Source organism: Pseudomonas sp. T8 (assembly GCF_024610635.1).
GTDB classification, from domain to species: Bacteria; Pseudomonadota; Gammaproteobacteria; order Pseudomonadales; family Pseudomonadaceae; genus Aquipseudomonas; species Aquipseudomonas chlororaphis_I.
Map to the genome: position 1 here is coordinate 7,064,578 of NZ_CP102374.1, position 17,773 is coordinate 7,082,350.

The following is a 17,773-nucleotide window of genomic DNA, read 5'->3' on the forward strand; positions in this document are numbered from 1 at the left end:
GTTCCTTGGGCAAATCGCAAGACAGGGGTTCCGGCGGGCAGGCAGGGCGGGCTCAGTCCGAGTTGCGGATCTGTTGGTAGCGCTCTTGCAGCTCCTGGCGCTGTTGTTTGCGCAGCAGGCCCTGGGCGTAGCGGCGTTTTTCGATGGCGGTTTCCGGCACGAAGGCGCGCACCGGGTGCGGGCGTCCATCGGGGTCGACGGCGACCATGGTGAAGTAGCAACTGTTGGTATGGCGCACCGTGCGCTCGTGGATGTTCTCGGTCATCACCTTGACCCCGACTTCCATCGAGGTGCGCCCGGTGTAATTGACCGAGGCCAGGAAGGTCACCAGTTCGCCGACGTGGATCGGCTCCTTGAAAATCACCTGATCCACCGACAGCGTGACCACATAACGCCCGGCATAGCGCTTGGCGCAGGCGAAGGCCACCTCGTCGAGCAGCTTGAGCAGGGCGCCGCCATGCACGTTGCCGGAGAAGTTGGCTTTGTCGGGCGTCATGAGCACGCTCATGCTCAATTGATAACTGCCTGGTTCCATGGGTGACCTCATCAGGGGCGTCGGGGCTGCCCGTTGGCTCGCAATGGCCGGCCTAGGGCCTGCGGACAGCTTTTGGCTGGAGGTCGGAAGGGTAATCAGAAGTGTTGATAGTTAGCTAGCTATCATTTGAAATGAGCTGTTGCGGGGATTGCAACAATGAGTGGGGACGGGGAGATACCTGATCCACGATTTGAACGAGAGGGGCGCTACGGTAGCGACTGTTTCTTTGCATGACACCGACCTGTAGGAGCGAGATTGCTCGCGCTGCCGTTTTTTGGACGGTGTCATGGGTAGCCAAAAAAATTGAATGCAGGGTCAATAATGATAACGACGGATTGCTTGTTCAAGACGGAAATCCGTCTTCGGAGGATTGTCCACGAGCCGCGCAACAATGAAGAGCTTATCGACATCATCGATCATGTGTCGCATGTAACAGTTGACCATTCGATAGCGTTCTATGGCGAAATAGGTGTTCATGATTTTGATTTTTTCGTCCATATCACCGTCATCACCTACGGCGCCACTACCTGGACCGAAAACATTGTGGCTTTCAAACAGTAGGTAGCCACCCGGCTTTAGAAACGACACCAGGCGCTTCATGTAGTTTTCAAACCCCATATTGAGGTTGCCATCAATGGTGTGATGATTGGAAAACGACAGCACTACATCAAATTTTTTATCTGTGGCAAATACCGAAAAATCGCTTTCTATAAACTCTATATTGTCGCGCTTCAAATAACGCGCGGTATCCTTCGCCACTTTATTGAGAAAAGGGTTGAGTTCGACGGCTGTCACGGATTTCGCCAGTCGCGAACAATATACTGAGACAAAACCGCAGTTGCTGCCGATGTCCAGTACGTCAGCGCCCTTCAATTCTTCATCAATGGCGTATTGCTTGAAGCGAAAGCCCGTAGGCTTCAGGCCTGTGATTCCCAGTTCTTCCAAGCCCTGATAGAAATATCCCTGGCTGTATTGTTGCTTCTTTGGCCAGTTCTTCTGCTGCTCCTTCAAATGCCCTCGCAAACGCTTCTGGATGAAAAGCGTGCCTTTGAAGAGCCCCTTCCAGAAATCAAAAAATGAAAGTCTGATGCTGTATGGAATTTCCATTGATAACCCTGAAATAAGACGTCGATGCTGGTGGTTCTTGCATGCTATCGGCCGCAGGTGTGTTCACATTAGGCGGGCAACCTGAACAAAAGCGTGGTCATCACGACCAACCTCAGCTTCTCGGAATGATCGAGCGTATTTGGCGATGCCAAGATGATCACGGCGTTGCTGGATCGGCTGACACACAACTGCCACATCGTCGAAACGGGCAACGAGTCCGCCTGCAACACAGCAGCTTGGTCGCCCAGACAAAGATCAAATCAGGTGAACGAAAGCGCAAGGACGATGACGGTACCGAGGACGATGAGCCGTTTTGATCTGCACCGAAAATACCTGCCGCATGCCTACTTGCGGTGGGTCAGTTTTCAATCAGCGTCGACACATATCCATTCCTGCGGTCACGGCGGCTTATGGTTTCGCCCTTACGGCGGGGGACACTGCTATCTGGTTTCTGGTGCAGTTCATCAACATGGGTAACAGAACAGTTCAATCACATAGGTGACAGGTTTTAACTGATGCTTGAGGTGATCACTGCTTCTGTAGGAGCGAGGCTTGCCCGCGATGGCGGTGGTGGCTTCGCTGGTGATGTTGGACGGGGTACATATCCATTCCTGCGGTCACGGCCGCTGGCGGTTCCGCCCTTACGGCGGGTCACTTTTTTTCAAACGCCGGAATGCCGGCCCAGCAAAAAGTAACCAAAAAACGCTTGCCCCTGCGTACGGCCTTCGCTGCGCTCGGGTTCCCTCGTTACGGTGTCCATCAGGGGGCATCGACTCCGGTCGGCTTCGCTTCGACCTCCATACGATGTCCTCGACTGCGTCGAGGGGCGCTGCGCGCCAATCCCCTGATGAACACCTCCACTCGGCCTCCCGATGGGGCGGGTGGATCAAAGGCCAAAGCCAAAGCACAGCAAGAGCAAGAGCAAGAGCAAGAGCAAAGGCTAAGGCGGGTCGGTTATGGCTCTGGCAGGTCCATCGCTCGTTGTTCTGCCACGTGCAACACATCGCATCCGTCCTGCAACAACAAGGTTGCCACGCTGGAGAAGCGCATCAGGTCGAGGTCGTCGGCGTTGCGGCTGGTCATGCCGGACACGCTGTCCAGCATGTCCCGGGCAGCGCGGATGCGCAGGCCGGCGTAGGTCAGCAGGTCAAGCAAAGGGGCTTGAGGGTTGATAAAGGCGACGGGGTGGTCGGTGGTGTTGGAGGAGCTAAATGCTTGGTAGTCCATTGGGTAACACTCCATAACTTCGAGAGTTACCACCGTTCGCGGCCAAGCGAAGGAGGGTGGCAACTGTACGCGGGTTGGCCGACCGGGCCCGAAGCATCCCGGCACACCCGAAGGTGTCCCACGCACAGTCGCCATAACACGAATGTGCAGGCGCAAAAAAAGCGCTTGCCTTTCGGATGGTGAGCGCCTGTGCGCTACGGGATGCTGACGGCCAAGTCAGGTCGCTGAATTTGCAGCGACGGGGGAACTATAAGGAGGTAGGAGGCTAGGCGCAAGTAAGCTTTTGATCCAAAAGTAATTCAAAAAAATGAAGTGTTTCTTTCGGGAGTTTAAGGTGGCATTAGGGGGGGAGGAATATGGAGATAATAATGGGGCATGGTTATGCCCCATTATTATCTTGTGAGTTAGATTTTTTTTTCGGTTGTTGTGGTTTTTTTAATGGATTTTCCCCTTGGTAAGGAAGTTGTTTTTTGTTTGGCGGGATTTTTTTTATCAGCTAGGTATGATTTTGCTTTTTCTGCTAATTTAACGAAGCTTTCTAAGGTTTCTCGTAGGTCTAGAAGTTCCTTGCTAGAAGGTTCTGCATTAGGAGTGGGTTCTTGAATTACGCTGGTATCTGGTTTTAACCTGAGCTGACATACTGCTCCAGGAATAACTTCAAGTGCTAGGACTTTAGGTAGCTGCTTAGGTAAGTCAAGGAATGGGTTGTTTCCTCTGTAGGTTGTAGTTAACCATTCATACTCTGACCAAGAGAGATCTGCGTGAGAGGGCTCTATCCAGTTAAGATTTCCGCGCAATCCTTTTTCAATACCTTTTGCTGCTCTTGTCCATTCTATATCCCAGTATTTCGGTCCGGCGATACCTGCAATTAGACCAAACCAAGCATAGACTGATGGTATTTCCTTACCAATGTTACTTAGTAGGAACGCGTGAGAGGTACTTCTTCCTACTAGAAATACTGCCATCGCTAAGCTTGAGGCAAGATTAGGGTCTGTAGTCTTAGTGTCGAGTATATTTGTTAAGTCGGATGCAATTTTACGAAAGGCGATTACTCTCGATTCTATCGAATCACTGAGTAAGTCTGAGTAGTCCTGTAAATATGATAGGGGTTCTGGACTTAAAAAGAGATCGTTGTTTGCAGAAGCGGAGGCGCCTAGGGCTTTAATGATTGTAGTAATGTGTTGGTCTGTATTCCAATTCGTATTTATACGGTCCCATATTGGTTTGAGTTCCCTAATGGTTAGAGTCCTAGATATGAACCTTCGATCGGCTTCTGCGTACTCAAGGCGACTGATGCAGCTGTTAGTCCAGTATTCATTTCCGTAAAAGGTTGATGCCTTTGCAACTGCATTTGAAAACGAGGCTTGCGCTCTAGAAAGTGGAAGCAAACTGATAGATGAAACGGGCTCTCCTTGAGCTAGAATTTCTCCCAAAACTATTGAGGCCCATCTGTCAAGATTCTCTTTGCTTCTATTTTTAATGGGTGTGTGTTCTTTGGATGCTAAAAAATCTTTTCTGCTAATTATGCGAGCGAACTGGCTTATTGGAGATGTTTCAGGTGCATAAATTTTTAACCAGGCTAGTATTTCCGCTGGTCTGTATTCAGGTAAGATCAATATAGATGGTGGGTTATAGTCTAGTAGGTTGTTTTGTATTGGGTATCCAAAAGCTAATTCTTCAATAGCTGATTTTGGATCTGTTATCTCTTTGCCGTTTAGTTGCTCTGGGCTGCCAGTATTTAGCAATGCTTCTGGCAAAGAGTCTTTTGGGTAGAGGTACCACCTAATTCCATCCATTATTCTTCATCCGGTAAAAGATTATCCAGGCTGAACATTTGCTTTGTTGCAAAGGCATTTTCTAATTTTGTAGAGGTTTTTCCTGTTCGGTATACATTTAGCGAAGTTTTAGCTCTGGTTATACCGGTATAGCTAAGTGTCGTTCTGTTTAGAGGGAATTTTCTTAGTCCCTCTGCGCCGTATATGTGGACACATCTGAACTCTGTTCCTTTGCATCCATGCAAAGTTAAAATGTGTATAGGTTTCTGTGAAACAAACGTTGCTGTCTCATCAACGCCATGTACGGAAACTAGATCACCTATATCAGTTGCGTCGAAGCGTTCCCGTAACTCATTTCTATCTTCTTGGCGAGGGCAAAAGATTCCCAAAGGCTCGTCTCTGAATGCATCAAGCTGAATTCGAATCTTTTCAAGCATTAAGTTGAACTGTTCATCTCGGCTGGCACACTCATTCAAATCTGCAGAAGGTTCGCCGAATATGGATTGGTCGTAATTACATGTGTCTTCAAGTTTTACTCCACCAGGAGCGGGTGGCATGAGACGGTCTGCAACCTTGGCGATTGCCTGTCCCATACGGAAATGTTTGTCGAGCACGTAGGACTCCAAATTAGATACTTCTGATATTTGAATTCCATCTCGTTGGTAGATTCCTTGTCGATCATCCCCGCAAACACAAACATTGTCTGAAAGTTCAAGCAGTGCTTTTAATTCTTCGACTCTTAGGTCTTGGGCCTCATCCACAAAAATAGCACTATACATACGTTCCGATTGGCGGCGGCTATTTGCTTCGAGGATCTGTTGAAGGATTTGGTTTCGCGCATCTTCATCAAAGTCTGCTTCTTTTGAGATTATTCTCTCACCTAAATGGTTGAGTACATGCTCAAATGCCCAAGAGTGAAAAGTTTTTATTTGATGTTCTTCAATAAGTCCACGAGAAGTTGCTCCGCTGCGGATAAAGTCTGCAAGGGATCTTGTATAAGTTATGAAGAGGATGTCTCTGTCCCCTCCGCCGATGGTTACTTCGGCCCTAAGTAATAGTAGGTTCGTTTTCCCAGATCCGGGTGGTCCGGATAGAAAGTATCGTCCTTCAACAGGAAGCCCTATAAAGGCACGTTGTGTTTTATCCATCTGTTGCTTGTTGCGCCACCAGTTTGTATTCAATTCATTCGCTCCATTTTCCTGAATTACGATGCTTGCAGATCAATGCCTGTTAATTTGCTTATTTGGTTTGTGTCACCTTGGCAGAAATCTATGGCGTCTAATGCTTTTGAAGTGAGTTCTACTGTTTTTATGCAAATAGTTTGAATTGGTTCATCACGGCCTGCGTCAATATTGGCGCAACATATAGTGGTTTGAGAAAGGGTCTCATATTCGATGGGGTGGGTGTCGAATTGAATCGTTCCTGAAAGTTTGATTGTTGCTGTTCGGGAGTTTATCTCCGATTGCCAATCAAAAAGCAGGTGTATTATAATTTCAATTTTTTGTCCGTAGTCAAATATATAATCAAAGCTCTGATCGTCTGCTTGGGAGTTGCAAGATTTTAAGGGAAGGTCTGTTTTACATATGGAGATTAGATTTTCCTTAACCTTTCTTGTGAGTTCTTCTTCAAAACGGTCTCTGTCAAATTTTTCTTGCCGGAAGTGTTCAGCCTCTTCAGGTCCCGTACGCCTTTTAAGACGGTTACGAAATGTTGTTAAAATTTCGCTTTTGTTGTCTAGAAAATCATCCCAATTAATTATTTTTAATCGGGTGTTCATGTCTTTTGTTAAGCATTTCTGTGCTGTGGACTTTAATGATGCCAATCTATTAGGTGAGCCATCAATAAAGGATGGGCTTTTTGTTAGTACTGCCTTGGCGACTAACCATCTGTTTCCAGTATTGATTTCGGCCTGAAAAATAGCTTCCTTCATTATCAGGTCGTGAAGTACAGCACCTACTTGATAATAGTTGAGGGCTTTCCATAGTGATTCTGATGGCTCGTCAAGCCTGAATAAATACTCAGGGGAGCTATATTGTGCGGTAGCTAGAAAAAGTCTTAGGTTCCCATGGTCCGTTTCTGCTGCGTCCGGTCCTGGATCAAGTTCTCTTAATACACCTAGATCTAGAAGTTTTAATTTAGAGTGATCTGGTGAGATGTGAATGTTTTCTGGTTTTATATCGCGATGAACGATATTTAAAGATTCGAGGAATTTTACTGCAGAAACAAGCTGGGAAATTAATGAGCTTACGCAGTTGTCTGGAATATTTTGAAGCTCTTCTTTTAGTTGAGGCCAGTTGATGTACTCCATTTCTATAAAGGCAGTTTCCTCTGCGGTTTCTATGTTGTAGGTCTGAATTAAACTGTCACAGTTATGCCCGATGAGTCTTTCTTGCAGGGTTAAGCGGTGTTTCTCTGCCGACCCCTCATCGCTGTTGACAAATTTAGGGTCGAAGACTTTGAATGCTCTTGGGCCATCTGCTGTTTCGACTTTGTAAACTGCAGCGGATCCCCCAGCAGCGAGGAAGTATATCTCGCAATTTTGTTTTTTGGACTGTAGATAACGCTTTAAGCGATTAGTTAAATCGGAAATGGTTTCCGGTGCTAAGTCGGGCATTCCATGCTCTCCTGGATTGAAGCTTAACTATATCTGATAGTGTAAAAAGCTAATTAACTAATGGTCTTTACTTGGCCTGTCTGAGAAGAGGTGCTGTCAAGATTGCCACCATTTTGCCTTGTGATGCTAGGCCTTTCTTCTAGGCAGAAAGCACAACAAGCGGCGATAGGATTTGCATCAAAACGAAAGGAAAAGAACGGGTGCTCAGCCTCTTTTTGGGGCTTAGAGAGTGTTTTTGCGATCTTCCGTATCATGTGGTTACCAGTCTTTTTTGGATATTCAATCCATATTTGCTTCATATCTCTTTGATTTATAAATAATTATAGGAAGTTCTGTCATTTGCAATTGCTTCCATGGCACACTTCCTATTGCTATTCCGTTATTTGGGTTTTTATTCCGTCATAGCGGAATTTATGCTCCCTTGAAATGCTTGCCATACGTCGCGGAGCTTCCTTGTTTAAAACACTGTTGGACTCTGGGTAGCGTGTTCAAACACGATTTTTATTGCGGAGGTCAGCAGCACCCACGTCCCGCAGCACTTCCAAAAGCAGTTTTTTACGACCACCTTTCACCCAGGAGAACTTCTTATGAGCATCACTCGCTACGGCACCGGCAGCACCGCAGGCGGTGGCCAGCCTCGTCCTTTCGCTCGTGCCGTTGAGGCCGATGGCTGGTTGTATGTGTCCGGTCAGGTGCCGGCACTGGATGGCGAAATTATTCATGGCGGCATCGTTGAGCAGACGCATCAGACGATGCGCAATGTGGTGGCGATTCTGGAGGAGGCGGGGTACGGCCTGGAGGATGTGGTGCGGGTCGGGGTGTGGCTGGAGGATCCGCGGGATTTCTGGAGTTTCAACAAGGTGTTCGGGGAGTATTTCAAGCCGGAGCATGCGCCGGCGCGGGCTTGTGTGCAGGCCAGCATGATGGTGGATTGCAAGGTTGAGATTGATTGCGTGGCGTACAAGAAGAAGGGCTGATGTGCGGCGTTTTGTAGACGCCTGTAGCCGCTGCCGAGCCATGGCGAGGCTGCGATCGACCGCGAAGCGGGCGCGCGGTCTTGAGCAGCCTCGCTGGGGCTCGGCAGCGGCTACAGGGATAGGTGCAATGCCGGGGTTTTGGGCGCGCCGGGAATTTCGTGATTTGTAGGAAATGGCACTGATATGACCGAAGACACCATCAAGCGTCGGGCCAAGGGGCTGGACCGGGCGTTCGATATTCTCGATTTCCTCAAGGAGATCGGCCAGCCGTTGCGGCCCCACGATATCGCCAAGGGCATCGGCAGCCCCAAGTCCACGGTGTACGAGCTGGTGGCGTCCTTGCTGGAGCGGCGGATTCTGGAGCCGGTGGGCCAGGACGGGCATGTGTACCTGGGCCGTCAGCTGTACTTCCTGGGGCAGGCCCATCTGCGCCATTTCGACCTGACGCGCGAGGCCGACTCGGCCTTGCAGGAGATCGTCAGCCAGACCCGCGAGACCGCGCAGATGTGCCTGCTCAACGGGCGCAAGTACACGGTGGCGCTGATGAAGGAGGGCGAGCGGCATTTTCGCATTTCCTCGAATATCGGCGAGAACGCGCCGATTCCCTGGACCGCTTCCGGGCGGCTGTTGCTGGGGCATTTGAGCGATGAGCAGATCGTCGAGTTGATCGACGAGCGCGACTTCATTCTCCCCGACGGTGAGCGCCTGCCTGTGGCGACTTTCTTGAAGGAAATCCGTCAGGCCACGGAGGACGGTTTTTTCTCCTTCGACAGCGTGGCCGACACCTTTACCCATTGCTTCGCCGCCCCGGTGCGGGACGAGCGCGGGGTGTGCATCTGCACCCTGTGCATCGTCGCGCCACGGGCCGATGCCCAGAACAATTACGCCGACTACCGCCGGGTGCTGATCGACAGCGCGAATCGCCTGGCCCGTCGCATCAACGACTAGTGCTGGCCCCTGTGGCGGCGCTGTAAGGAGTTCGAATATGTCTTCTGTCTTGACCAACGCAGCAGTGGAAAAGGGCGCCGCCCAACCCGGCGTCAGCCTGGTGCGCGACGTCAGCCTGCCGGCCCTGGTGCTGCACCGCGCGGCGCTGGAACACAACATCCGCTGGATGCAGAAGTTCGTCAGCGACAGCGGCGCCGAACTGGCGCCCCACGGCAAGACCAGCATGACCCCGGCGCTGTTTCGCCGGCAGCTGGAGGCGGGCGCCTGGGGCATCACCCTGGCCACCGCGGTGCAGACCCGCGCGGCCTACGCCCACGGCGTGCGCCGGGTGCTGATGGCCAACCAGCTGGTGGGCACGCCGAACATGGGGCTGATCGCCGAGCTGCTGGCCGACCCGGGCTTCGACTTCTATTGCATGGTCGATCACCCGGACAACGTCGCCGACCTCGGGCAGTTCTTCGCCGCGCGCGGGGTGCGCCTGAACGTGATGATTGAGTACGGCGTGGTCGGCGGCCGTTGTGGCTGCCGCAGCGAGCAGGAAGTGCTGGCGCTGGCGCAGGCGATCCAGGCGCAGCCGGCCTTGGCCTTGTGCGGCATCGAGGGCTACGAAGGGGTGATCCATGGCGATCACGCGGTGAGTGGTATCCGGGAGTTCGCCGCGTCCCTGGTACGCCTGGCGGTGCAGTTGCAGGACGACGGGCTGTTCGCCATCGACCAGCCGATCATCACCGCCTCGGGTTCGGCCTGGTATGACCTGATCGCCGAGTCCTTCGAGGCGCAGAACGCCCAGGGGCGTTTCCTCAGTGTGCTGCGGCCCGGCAGTTACGTGGCTCACGACCACGGCATCTATAAAGAGGCGCAGTGCTGCGTGCTCGACCGTCGCAGCGACCTGCACGAAGGCCTGCGCCCGGCGCTGGAAGTCTGGGCCCATGTGCAGTCCCTGCCGGAGCCGGGGTTCGCGGTGATCGCCCTGGGCAAGCGCGATGTGGCTTATGACGCCGGGTTGCCGGTGCCGTTGCTGCGTTACAAACCGGGTGTGCTGCCGGCCAAGGGCGATGATGTCAGCGCTTGCAAGGTCACGGCGGTGATGGACCAGCATGCGTTCATGACCGTTGCGCCAGGGGTTGAGTTGCGGGTGGGGGACATTATTGCTTTTGGTACTTCGCACCCGTGCCTGACCTTTGATAAGTGGCGCACCGGTTTGCTGGTGGATGAGCGGTTGGATGTGCTGGAGAGCATGGAGACCTGTTTCTAGGTCGAGCAGCGCCGCGTTGCGGCTGATCGCGAGCAAGCTCGCTCCTACAAGGGCAACGCTGTCCCTGTAGGAGCGAGCTTGTTCGCGATAGGGCCCGCCCAGACAACACTTCCCGCAGAGACCTACCTATGAGCATTGCCAAACGCATCGCCCTGATCGGCGAATGCATGATCGAACTGCAACACCGCGCCGACGGCAGCCTGCAACAGAGCTTCGGCGGCGACACCTTGAACACTGCCGTGTACCTGGCCCGCGAACTGGGCGAGGGCGCTTGCGTCGACTATGTCACCGCCCTCGGTGACGACAGTTTCAGCGATGCGATGTGCCAGGGCTGGGCCGAGGAAGGCATCGGCCTGGGTTTGGTCCAGCGCCTGCCGGGGCGTTTGCCCGGGCTGTACTGCATCCAGACCGACGCCAAGGGCGAGCGGCGCTTTCTTTACTGGCGCAACGAAGCGGCGGTGCGCGACTGTTTCACCACCCCCGCGGCCGAGCCGATCCTGGCGGCGCTGCCGGCCTACGATGTGCTGTATTTCAGCGGCATCACCCTGGCGGTGCTGGGCGAGCAGGGGCGCAAGAAGCTGATCGAGACCTTGATCGAGGCGCGCCAGCGCGGGGCGCAGATCGTTTTCGACAATAACTATCGGCCACGGCTCTGGGCTTCGGTGGAACAGGCGCAGGCGGCTTATCGCCAGGTGTTGGCCTATGTCGATCTGGCGTTGCTGACCGAGGATGACGAGCTGGCATTGTTCGGGTATGGCGACAGTGCAGCGGTATTTGCCGCTTACCCGGATATCCCGGAAGTGGTGCTCAAGCGTGGCGCCGAAGCGTGCCTGATCCGCTATGGCGGCGAGTCGTTCGAGGTGCCGGCGCAGCGGGTGGAGCAGGTGGTGGACACCACGGCGGCGGGGGATTCGTTCAGTGCGGCGTATCTGGCGTGTCGCTTGAAGGGCGGTAGCCCGCAGCAGGCGGCGCAGGCGGGGCATCGCTTGGCGAGCCGGGTGATTCAGGTGCCGGGCGCCCTGATCCCAAGAACCTGATGCAACCTGTAGCCGCTGCCGAGCCTTGGCGAGGCTGCGATCGACGGCGCAGCCGGCGCAAGGGCGGTATCCGCGATCAGTCAGATAGACCGCGTCGCCAGGTTTTGCGGCCCCTGCGGTGCCGATCGCAGCCTGCGGCAGCGGCTACAGTGTTGCAGCCGCGACGACGTAGCGGTCACGGGTGTTGCTTCAATCGCGGTAGAACACCTGCACCAGGTGATAACCGAACCTGCTCTTGATCGGCCCGTGCACGGTGCGCAGGGGCTTTTTGAAGATCACCTGGTCGATGGCCCCGACCATCTGCCCCGGCCGTACTTCACCCAGGTCGCCGCCGCGTTTGCCGGAGGGGCAGGTGGAGTATTTCTTCGCCAGCACGTCGAAGGCTTCGCCCTTGGCGATGCGCTGCTTGAGCTGTTCGGCCTCTTCGGCGGTTTTCACCAGGATGTGGCGGGCTTGGGCTTTCATGGGGCGGTTACCTTGGAGCGGTGCGGACGGCGGCCGCGGATTATGCCTGAAATCAGCCCTGCTGGCCGATCATCTGACGAATCTTCTGGGCCAGCGCCTCGATGGAAAACGGCTTGGCGATCAGGTCCATGCCAGCGTCGAGAAAGCCCTGGCGTTCGGCGGCCTTTTCCGCATAACCGGTCATGAACAGGACCTTGAGCTGCGGCCGCTGCTGGCGGGCGATTTCCGCCAGTTGCCGGCCGTTCATGCCCGGCAGGCCGACATCGGTCACCAGCAGGTCGATGCGCCGCTCGGACTCCAGCAACGGCAGCGCGCTCTTGGCGTCCTCGGCCTCGAAGGCGGTGTAGCCCAGTTCGCCCAGCACGTTGAGCACCAGCATGCGCACCGCCGGGTCGTCTTCCACCAGCATCACCGATTCGCCGGCCACCGCGTAGGGCGCTTCGACGCTGGCCGGTGCCGGGCTGTCGGCCTGGGCTCCGCTGTGCAGGCGCGGCAGGTACAGGCGCACGCAGGTGCCCTGGCCCGGTTCGCTGCTGATGGTCAGGTGGCCGCCGGATTGCTGGGCGAAGCCGTAGATCATCGACAGCCCCAGGCCCGTGCCCTGGCCGATGGGCTTGGTGGTGAAGAACGGGTCGAAGGCCTTGGCCAGCACCCGCGGGGTCATGCCGGCGCCGTTGTCGCTGACGCCGAGCATCACGTAGTCGCCGGCCTTGACCGGTTCCAGGGTGCCCAGGTCGCTGCCGTTGAGGTAGCTGTTGGCGGTCTCGATGGTCAGGATGCCGCCGTCGGGCATGGCGTCGCGGGCGTTGATCACCAGGTTGAGCAGGGCGTTTTCCAGCTGGCTGGCGTCGCTGTTGATCGACCAGACGTTGTCGCCCAGGTTCATCTTCAGCTCGATGTGCTCGCCCTTGGTGTGGTTGAATAGGTCGTGCAGCGAGCGCACCAGCTGGTTCGGTTCCAGCGGCCGGCGGTCCAGCGACTGGCGCCGCGAAAACGCCAGCAGGCGATGGGTGAGGGCAGCCGCGCGCTTGGCCGAGGACATCGCGGCCTCGGTGAAACGGCCGATCTCGGCGCTGCGATTGTCATCGATGTAGCGCTGCATCAGCTCCAGGCTGCCGATGATGCCGGTGAGCATATTGTTGAAGTCATGGGCGATACCGCCGGTGAGCTGGCCCACGGCCTCCATCTTCTGCGCATGGCGCAGGGCGTTTTCGGCGCGCTCGCGCTCGAACATCTCGCTCTGCAGGCGCTGGTTGGCGGCGGCCAGCGCCTGGGTGCGCTCGGCCACCCGTTCTTCCAGGGTTTCGTTGAGGTGGCGCAGGGCTTCCTCGGTCTGTTTGCGCTCGGTCTCGTCGATCACGAAGATGTAGAAACCATTGATCGCGCCGTCGGCGCCGTAGCGCGGCAGGTACTTCATCAGCGCATGCCGCGCGCGCCCGTCACGATGCGGTGAGTTGGCTTCGAAGCTGCAGGGTTTGCCGGCCAGGGCGGCGGCGATCTTGTCGGCGCGGGTGGCGTAGATCTCGTCCCCCACCACTTCGCGGATGGTCCGGCCGTACAGTTCCTGCGGGGTCAGGCCGTACCAGTCGAGGTAGGCGCTGTTGTTCAGGCGAAAACGCTCTTCGTGGTCGACGTAGCCGATCAGCACCGGCATGGCGTTGATGATCAGCTGCAACTCGGTCTGGCTCTGGCGCAGTGCCTGTTCCATCTGCTTGCGGTCGGTCAGGTCCAGGGCGGCGCCGAGGAAACGCACCGGCCGGCCGTGGTGATCCTTGTAGCAGCGCCCGCGGGCGAAGACCCAGCGGACCTGGCCGTCGGGCTGTTGCAGGCGGTATTCCTCGGCGTATTCGGTGCCGTGGGTGATGCAGTGCTTGATGCTGCGCGCCACCATGCCGCGGTCTTCCGGGTGCACGCCCTTGAGGTATTCGCTGATGGGCAGTTGCCCGGCCAGGGTCGGGTCGATGCTATGCAGTTGGGCGAAGTGGGCGTCGGCGATAAAGCGGTCGTCGCCGATGTCCCAGTCCCAGGTACCGACCGCGTCGGTCGCCGCCAGCGCCAGTTGCAGGCGTTCTTCGGTTTCGTGTTGGGCCTTGAGGCTGGCCGCCGAGCGCTGCTCCAGTTCCAGGGCGATGCGCCGCCGCTCGTTGGTTTCGATGCTGGTCACCAGGATCCCGGCGACTTCGCCGCTTTCGTCGCGGATCGGGCTGTAGGTCAGGTCCAGCCAGACGTCCGACTCGCGGCCGTGGCGCTGCAGGGTGAAGGGTTTTTCGCTGAAGGTGCGTACCTGGCCTTGCAGCACGGCGTGGTAGATCGGCGTGGTGAAGTCCTGGAGTTCCGGCCAGGTCAGGTGGGTCGGCTGGCCGAAGGCGCCAGGGTGCTTGTTGCCGGCCAGCAGGGCGAAACCGTCGTTGTAGATCTGCGTCAGCTGCGTGCCCCACAACAGCAGCATCGGCATCGGCGAATGAATCACGATGTCCACCGCGGTGCGCAGGCTCTGCGGCCAGTGGTCGACCGCGCCCAGCGGCGTGGCGGCCCAGTCCAGCCGGGCAATCAGGGTTTCGGCTTCGCTGCCGGAGGTGGGGGCGTTCATGTCGGGGCTGTCCTGAGCGTGCATCACGCCGGCATTGTAACCGCTGCCGCCGGCTGCGATCGACGGCGTAGCCGGCGCAAGGGCGGTTTCCGCGATCCGGCAGGTGGATCGGGTTGTCCGGTTTTGCGGCCCCTGCGGTGCCGGGCGCAGCCTGCGGCAGCGGCTACAGGGACAATGATTTTCGCGGATGGCCCGTTTTGCGGGGAGGTGGAGTTTGTGGCGGGCAGGTCCGGCCTCTTCGCGGGCAAGCCTCGCTCCTACAGAAGCGCGTGTTGATCGCCATGGCGCAAACGACACGACTCTGTAGGAGCGAGGCTTGCCCGCGATGAGGCCCCCAAGGCCTAGCTGCGCAATTCCACCCGATCGCGAAACTGCTCCAGCGCCTCGGGGTTGGCCAGGGCGTCGGTGTTTTTTACCGGCAGGCCGTGCACCACGTTGCGCACCGCCAGTTCGACGATCTTGCCGCTGATGGTCCGGGGAATGTCGCTGACCGCGAGGATCTTCGCCGGTACGTGGCGGGGCGTGGTGTTGGCGCGGATCACCTGGCGGATTTGCTCCTGCAGGGCGTCGTCCAGTTGTACGCCGTCCTGCAGGCGGACGAACAGCACCACCCGCACGTCGTTGTCCCATTGCTGACCGATGGCCAGGCTTTCCAGGACCTGTTCGAGTTTCTCCACCTGGCGGTAGATCTCCGCGGTGCCGATGCGCACGCCGCCGGGGTTGAGCACGGCATCGGAGCGGCCGTGAATCAGCCAGCTGCCATGGGCCAGTTGCTCGGCGTAGTCGCCCTGGGCCCAGACCCCGGGGAACTGGCTGAAGTAGGAGGCGCGCAGCTTCTCGTGCCGCGCGTCATGCCACAGGCCGATGGGCATGGCCGGGAAATGCCGGGTGCAGACCAGTTCGCCCTTTTCGCCGATCACCGCCTGGCCCTGGTCGTTCCACACCTCCACGGCCATGCCCAGGCCCTTGCCCTGCATTTCGCCACGGTGCACCGGCAACAGCGGGTTGCCGATGATGAAGCAGGAAATGATATCGGTGCCGCCGGACATCGAGGCCAGGCACAGGTCCTGTTTGAACGCCCGGTACACGTAGTCGAAGCTCTGCGGCGACAGCGGCGAGCCGGTGCTGAGCAGGGTCTTGAGGCTGGCCAGGGAGTGGCTGCTGCGTGGCTCGATGCCGGCCTTTTCCAGGGCCACCAGGTACTTGGGGCTGGTGCCGAAAACACTGATGCCTTCCTGGTCGATCAGGTCGATCAAGTGTTCGGGCGCCGGGTGGAACGGCGAGCCGTCGTACAGTAGCACCGTGGCGCCCACCGCCAGGGCGGAGACCAGCCAGTTCCACATCATCCAGCCGCAGGTGGTGTAGTAGAACAGCACTTCACCTGCGTGCAGGTCGGTGTGCAGGCCGTGCTCCTTGAGGTGCTGTAACAGCACGCCGCCGGTGCTGTGGATGATGCACTTGGGCACGCCGGTGGTGCCGCTGGAATAGAGGATGTACAGCGGGTGGGTGAAGGGCACGGCAACGAACTGGGGCTCGCCGCCGGGGCGGTAGAAGTCGTCCCACAGCGCGACCCTGGCCGAGGTGCGGAAGTCTTCGGCGCGAGCTTCGGGCCGCGCGTACGGCACGATGATCAGCTGTTGCAGGGACGGCAGGCGTTCGAGGATTTCGTTGACCTTGGCCGTCTGGTCGATCTGTTTGCCGGCGTAGCGGTAGCCGGCGCAGGTGATCAGTACCTTGGGTTCGATTTGGCCGAAACGGTCGATCACCCCCTGGGTGCCGAAGTCCGGCGAGGAGCTGGACCAGACGGCGCCGAGGCTGGTGGTGGCGAGCATGCCCACCAGAGTCTGCCAGGTATTGGGCATGCAGGCGGCGACCCGGTCGCCAAGGCCGACACCGGCGGCCCGCAGGCTCTGTTGCAGGCCGGCGACATGGGCCGCCAGCTGGTTGTAGGTCAGCTGTTCGCGTTGGCCGTCCTCGTTGATCGCCACCACCGCGACACCGTCGTCACGGCGCTTGAGCAGGTGCTCGGCGAAGTTCAGGGTGGCGTCGGGGAACCACTGGGCGGCGGGCATGCTGCTGCCTTCGATCAGCACCGCGCTGGGGGGCGCATGGAACTCGACATCGAAGAAATCGACGATGGCCTGCCAGAAGGCTTCGCGCTGCTCGATGCTCCATTGGTGCAGGGCCGGGTAGTCGTCGATGTCCAGGTCGTAACGGTGATTGATCAAGCGCCGGAAGGCTTCCATGCGGGTCTTGCTGATGCGCTCGGCACTGGGTTGCCAGAGTAATTCGGACATGGGTGGCCTCTTGTTTTTCTGCTGCACACACAAAGCTGTTCCAACTCTGTAGCCGCTGCCGCAGGCTGCGATCGACCGGAACGGTCGTGGCGGTCTCAAGGTCGCGGAGGTCCTTCGGACCTATCGCAGCCTTCGGCAGCGGCTACAGGGATCGCGTTTATTGCGCCAGCCAGCCGCCGTCGATATTCCACGCCGCGCCACGCACCTGGCTGCCGGCCTCACTGCACAAGAATAGGACCAACTCGCCCAACTGCGAAGGCGTGACGAACTCCAGGGACGGCTGTTTTTCCGCCAGCAGGTCGTGCTGCGCCTGTTGCGGGTCGACACCGGCCGCGGCGCGGTCGTCGATCTGTTTCTGCACCAGCGGGGTCAGGACCCAGCCCGGGCAGATGGCGTTGCAGGTGACGTTGCTGGTGGCGGTCTCCAGGCCGACCACCTTGGTCAGGCCGATCACCCCGTGCTTGGCCGCCACATAGGCGGCCTTGCCCACCGAGCCGACCTGGCCATGCACCGAGGCGATGTTGACGATCCGTCCCCAGCCCTTGGCGCGCATGCCCGGCAGGCTCAGGCGGGTGCTGTGGAACACCGACGACAGGTTGATGGCGATGATCGAGTCCCAGCGCTCCACCGGGAATTCCTCCACCGCCGCCACATGCTGGATGCCGGCGTTGTTGACCAGGATGTCGACGCCGCCGAACTCGCGCTCGGCGTAGGCGAGCATGTCGGCGATCTGCGCCGGGTCGCTGACGTCGGCCGGGTGATGGCCGACCTTGCCGCCGCTGTCCTTATTGAGGCGCGCGACCTCGGCGATCACCGTCGAGGCATCGCCGAAGCCGTTGAGGATCAGGTGGGCCCCGGCCTTGGCCAGGCTCAGGGCGATGCCCAGACCGATGCCGCTGGTGGAGCCGGTGACGAGGGCGGTCTTGCCCGCAAGATTACTCATGAA

14 protein-coding genes and 1 pseudogene are annotated in these 17,773 nt (G+C 57.4%); 5 read left to right on the forward strand and 10 right to left on the reverse strand.

The features are described 5' to 3' along the window. Positions 1 to 52 precede the first annotated feature (52 nt). Both NRG23_RS32205 and NRG23_RS32210 read right to left on the reverse strand, forming a co-directional pair. Positions 53 to 535, reverse strand: a complete 483-nt coding sequence (locus NRG23_RS32205; RefSeq protein WP_009049637.1) for an acyl-CoA thioesterase — start codon at positions 533 to 535, stop codon at positions 53 to 55. Positions 536 to 850: 315 nt separating this feature from the next. Further along, positions 851 to 1,642 carry a bifunctional 2-polyprenyl-6-hydroxyphenol methylase/3-demethylubiquinol 3-O-methyltransferase UbiG gene (locus tag NRG23_RS32210; RefSeq protein WP_038633459.1) on the reverse strand — a complete coding sequence of 264 codons (792 nt, stop codon included), beginning with the start codon at positions 1,640 to 1,642 and terminating at the stop codon, positions 851 to 853. Positions 1,643 to 1,732: 90 nt separating this feature from the next. On the opposite strand from NRG23_RS32210, the pseudogene NRG23_RS33000 reads away from it, so the two are divergent. Then, positions 1,733 to 1,959: pseudogene (locus NRG23_RS33000) on the forward strand (ATP-binding protein); the annotation flags it as partial. Between the two features lie 637 nt (positions 1,960 to 2,596). On the opposite strand, the gene NRG23_RS32220 reads toward NRG23_RS33000, so the two are convergent. From NRG23_RS32220 to NRG23_RS32235, 4 genes are all read right to left on the reverse strand, one after another. After that, the gene (locus NRG23_RS32220) at positions 2,597 to 2,869 is read right to left on the reverse strand and encodes a hypothetical protein (RefSeq protein ID WP_124355177.1); all 273 of its coding nucleotides are present in this window, start codon (positions 2,867 to 2,869) and stop codon (positions 2,597 to 2,599) included. Positions 2,870 to 3,273: 404 nt separating this feature from the next. Further along, positions 3,274 to 4,665 (reverse strand): hypothetical protein, encoded by a 1,392-nt coding sequence (locus NRG23_RS32225; RefSeq protein ID WP_257373393.1) that lies wholly within the window; start codon positions 4,663 to 4,665, stop codon positions 3,274 to 3,276. Next, positions 4,665 to 5,825 carry an ATP-dependent helicase gene (locus tag NRG23_RS32230; RefSeq protein ID WP_257373395.1) on the reverse strand — a complete coding sequence of 387 codons (1,161 nt, stop codon included), beginning with the start codon at positions 5,823 to 5,825 and terminating at the stop codon, positions 4,665 to 4,667. The genes NRG23_RS32225 and NRG23_RS32230 overlap by 1 nt, the downstream gene beginning before the upstream one ends. Before the next feature lie 23 nt (positions 5,826 to 5,848). Further along, complete coding sequence (locus tag NRG23_RS32235; protein ID WP_257373396.1) at positions 5,849 to 7,258, reverse strand: protein kinase; 1,410 nt, start codon at positions 7,256 to 7,258, stop codon at positions 5,849 to 5,851. Between the two features lie 587 nt (positions 7,259 to 7,845). Here NRG23_RS32235 and NRG23_RS32240 point away from each other — a divergent pair. The 4 genes from NRG23_RS32240 to NRG23_RS32255 all read left to right on the forward strand — a co-directional run bounded on the left by NRG23_RS32240 (position 7,846) and on the right by NRG23_RS32255 (position 11,475). Then, positions 7,846 to 8,235 (forward strand): RidA family protein, encoded by a 390-nt coding sequence (locus NRG23_RS32240; protein ID WP_028682636.1) that lies wholly within the window; start codon positions 7,846 to 7,848, stop codon positions 8,233 to 8,235. Positions 8,236 to 8,418: 183 nt separating this feature from the next. Then, the gene (locus tag NRG23_RS32245; protein WP_016703107.1) at positions 8,419 to 9,183 is read left to right on the forward strand and encodes an IclR family transcriptional regulator; all 765 of its coding nucleotides are present in this window, start codon (positions 8,419 to 8,421) and stop codon (positions 9,181 to 9,183) included. Positions 9,184 to 9,220: 37 nt separating this feature from the next. Then, positions 9,221 to 10,438 carry an amino acid deaminase gene (locus NRG23_RS32250; RefSeq protein ID WP_124311549.1) on the forward strand — a complete coding sequence of 406 codons (1,218 nt, stop codon included), beginning with the start codon at positions 9,221 to 9,223 and terminating at the stop codon, positions 10,436 to 10,438. Positions 10,439 to 10,566: 128 nt separating this feature from the next. After that, a complete protein-coding gene (locus NRG23_RS32255) occupies positions 10,567 to 11,475 on the forward strand; it encodes a sugar kinase (protein ID WP_257373400.1) in 909 nt (302 codons plus the stop codon). Positions 11,476 to 11,664: 189 nt separating this feature from the next. Here NRG23_RS32255 and NRG23_RS32260 read toward each other — a convergent pair whose 3' ends face one another. From NRG23_RS32260 to NRG23_RS32275, 4 genes are all read right to left on the reverse strand, one after another. Further along, positions 11,665 to 11,940 carry a peptidylprolyl isomerase gene (locus tag NRG23_RS32260; RefSeq protein ID WP_257373401.1) on the reverse strand — a complete coding sequence of 92 codons (276 nt, stop codon included), beginning with the start codon at positions 11,938 to 11,940 and terminating at the stop codon, positions 11,665 to 11,667. Between the two features lie 52 nt (positions 11,941 to 11,992). After that, entirely contained in the window at positions 11,993 to 14,530 is a 2,538-nt protein-coding gene (locus tag NRG23_RS32265) for a PAS domain-containing protein (protein WP_257373402.1), read from the reverse strand. 341 nt (positions 14,531 to 14,871) lie between these two features. Then, positions 14,872 to 16,827 carry an acetoacetate--CoA ligase gene (locus tag NRG23_RS32270; protein ID WP_257373404.1) on the reverse strand — a complete coding sequence of 652 codons (1,956 nt, stop codon included), beginning with the start codon at positions 16,825 to 16,827 and terminating at the stop codon, positions 14,872 to 14,874. A 157-nt stretch (positions 16,828 to 16,984) separates the two neighbouring features. Then, on the reverse strand, positions 16,985 to 17,770 hold the full coding sequence (locus tag NRG23_RS32275; RefSeq protein ID WP_038633440.1) for a 3-hydroxybutyrate dehydrogenase: 786 nt from the start codon (positions 17,768 to 17,770) through the stop codon (positions 16,985 to 16,987). Positions 17,771 to 17,773 lie beyond the last annotated feature (3 nt).

Bases quoted from the DNA above. Each gene is read 5' to 3' on its own strand.
- NRG23_RS32205 (WP_009049637.1), bottom strand. From the start codon at position 535: ATGGAACCAGGCAGTTATCAATTGAGCATGAGCGTGCTCATGACGCCC.
- NRG23_RS32225 (WP_257373393.1), bottom strand. From the start codon at position 4,665: ATGGATGGAATTAGGTGGTACCTCTACCCAAAAGACTCTTTGCCAGAA.
- NRG23_RS32260 (WP_257373401.1), bottom strand. From the start codon at position 11,940: ATGAAAGCCCAAGCCCGCCACATCCTGGTGAAAACCGCCGAAGAGGCC.
- NRG23_RS32210 (WP_038633459.1), bottom strand. From the start codon at position 1,642: ATGGAAATTCCATACAGCATCAGACTTTCATTTTTTGATTTCTGGAAG.
- NRG23_RS32275 (WP_038633440.1), bottom strand. From the start codon at position 17,770: ATGAGTAATCTTGCGGGCAAGACCGCCCTCGTCACCGGCTCCACCAGC.
- NRG23_RS32245 (WP_016703107.1), top strand. From the start codon at position 8,419: ATGACCGAAGACACCATCAAGCGTCGGGCCAAGGGGCTGGACCGGGCG.
- NRG23_RS32265 (WP_257373402.1), bottom strand. From the start codon at position 14,530: ATGAACGCCCCCACCTCCGGCAGCGAAGCCGAAACCCTGATTGCCCGG.
- NRG23_RS32220 (WP_124355177.1), bottom strand. From the start codon at position 2,869: ATGGACTACCAAGCATTTAGCTCCTCCAACACCACCGACCACCCCGTC.
- NRG23_RS32270 (WP_257373404.1), bottom strand. From the start codon at position 16,827: ATGTCCGAATTACTCTGGCAACCCAGTGCCGAGCGCATCAGCAAGACC.
- NRG23_RS32255 (WP_257373400.1), top strand. From the start codon at position 10,567: ATGAGCATTGCCAAACGCATCGCCCTGATCGGCGAATGCATGATCGAA.
- NRG23_RS32235 (WP_257373396.1), bottom strand. From the start codon at position 7,258: ATGCCCGACTTAGCACCGGAAACCATTTCCGATTTAACTAATCGCTTA.
- NRG23_RS32240 (WP_028682636.1), top strand. From the start codon at position 7,846: ATGAGCATCACTCGCTACGGCACCGGCAGCACCGCAGGCGGTGGCCAG.
- NRG23_RS32250 (WP_124311549.1), top strand. From the start codon at position 9,221: ATGTCTTCTGTCTTGACCAACGCAGCAGTGGAAAAGGGCGCCGCCCAA.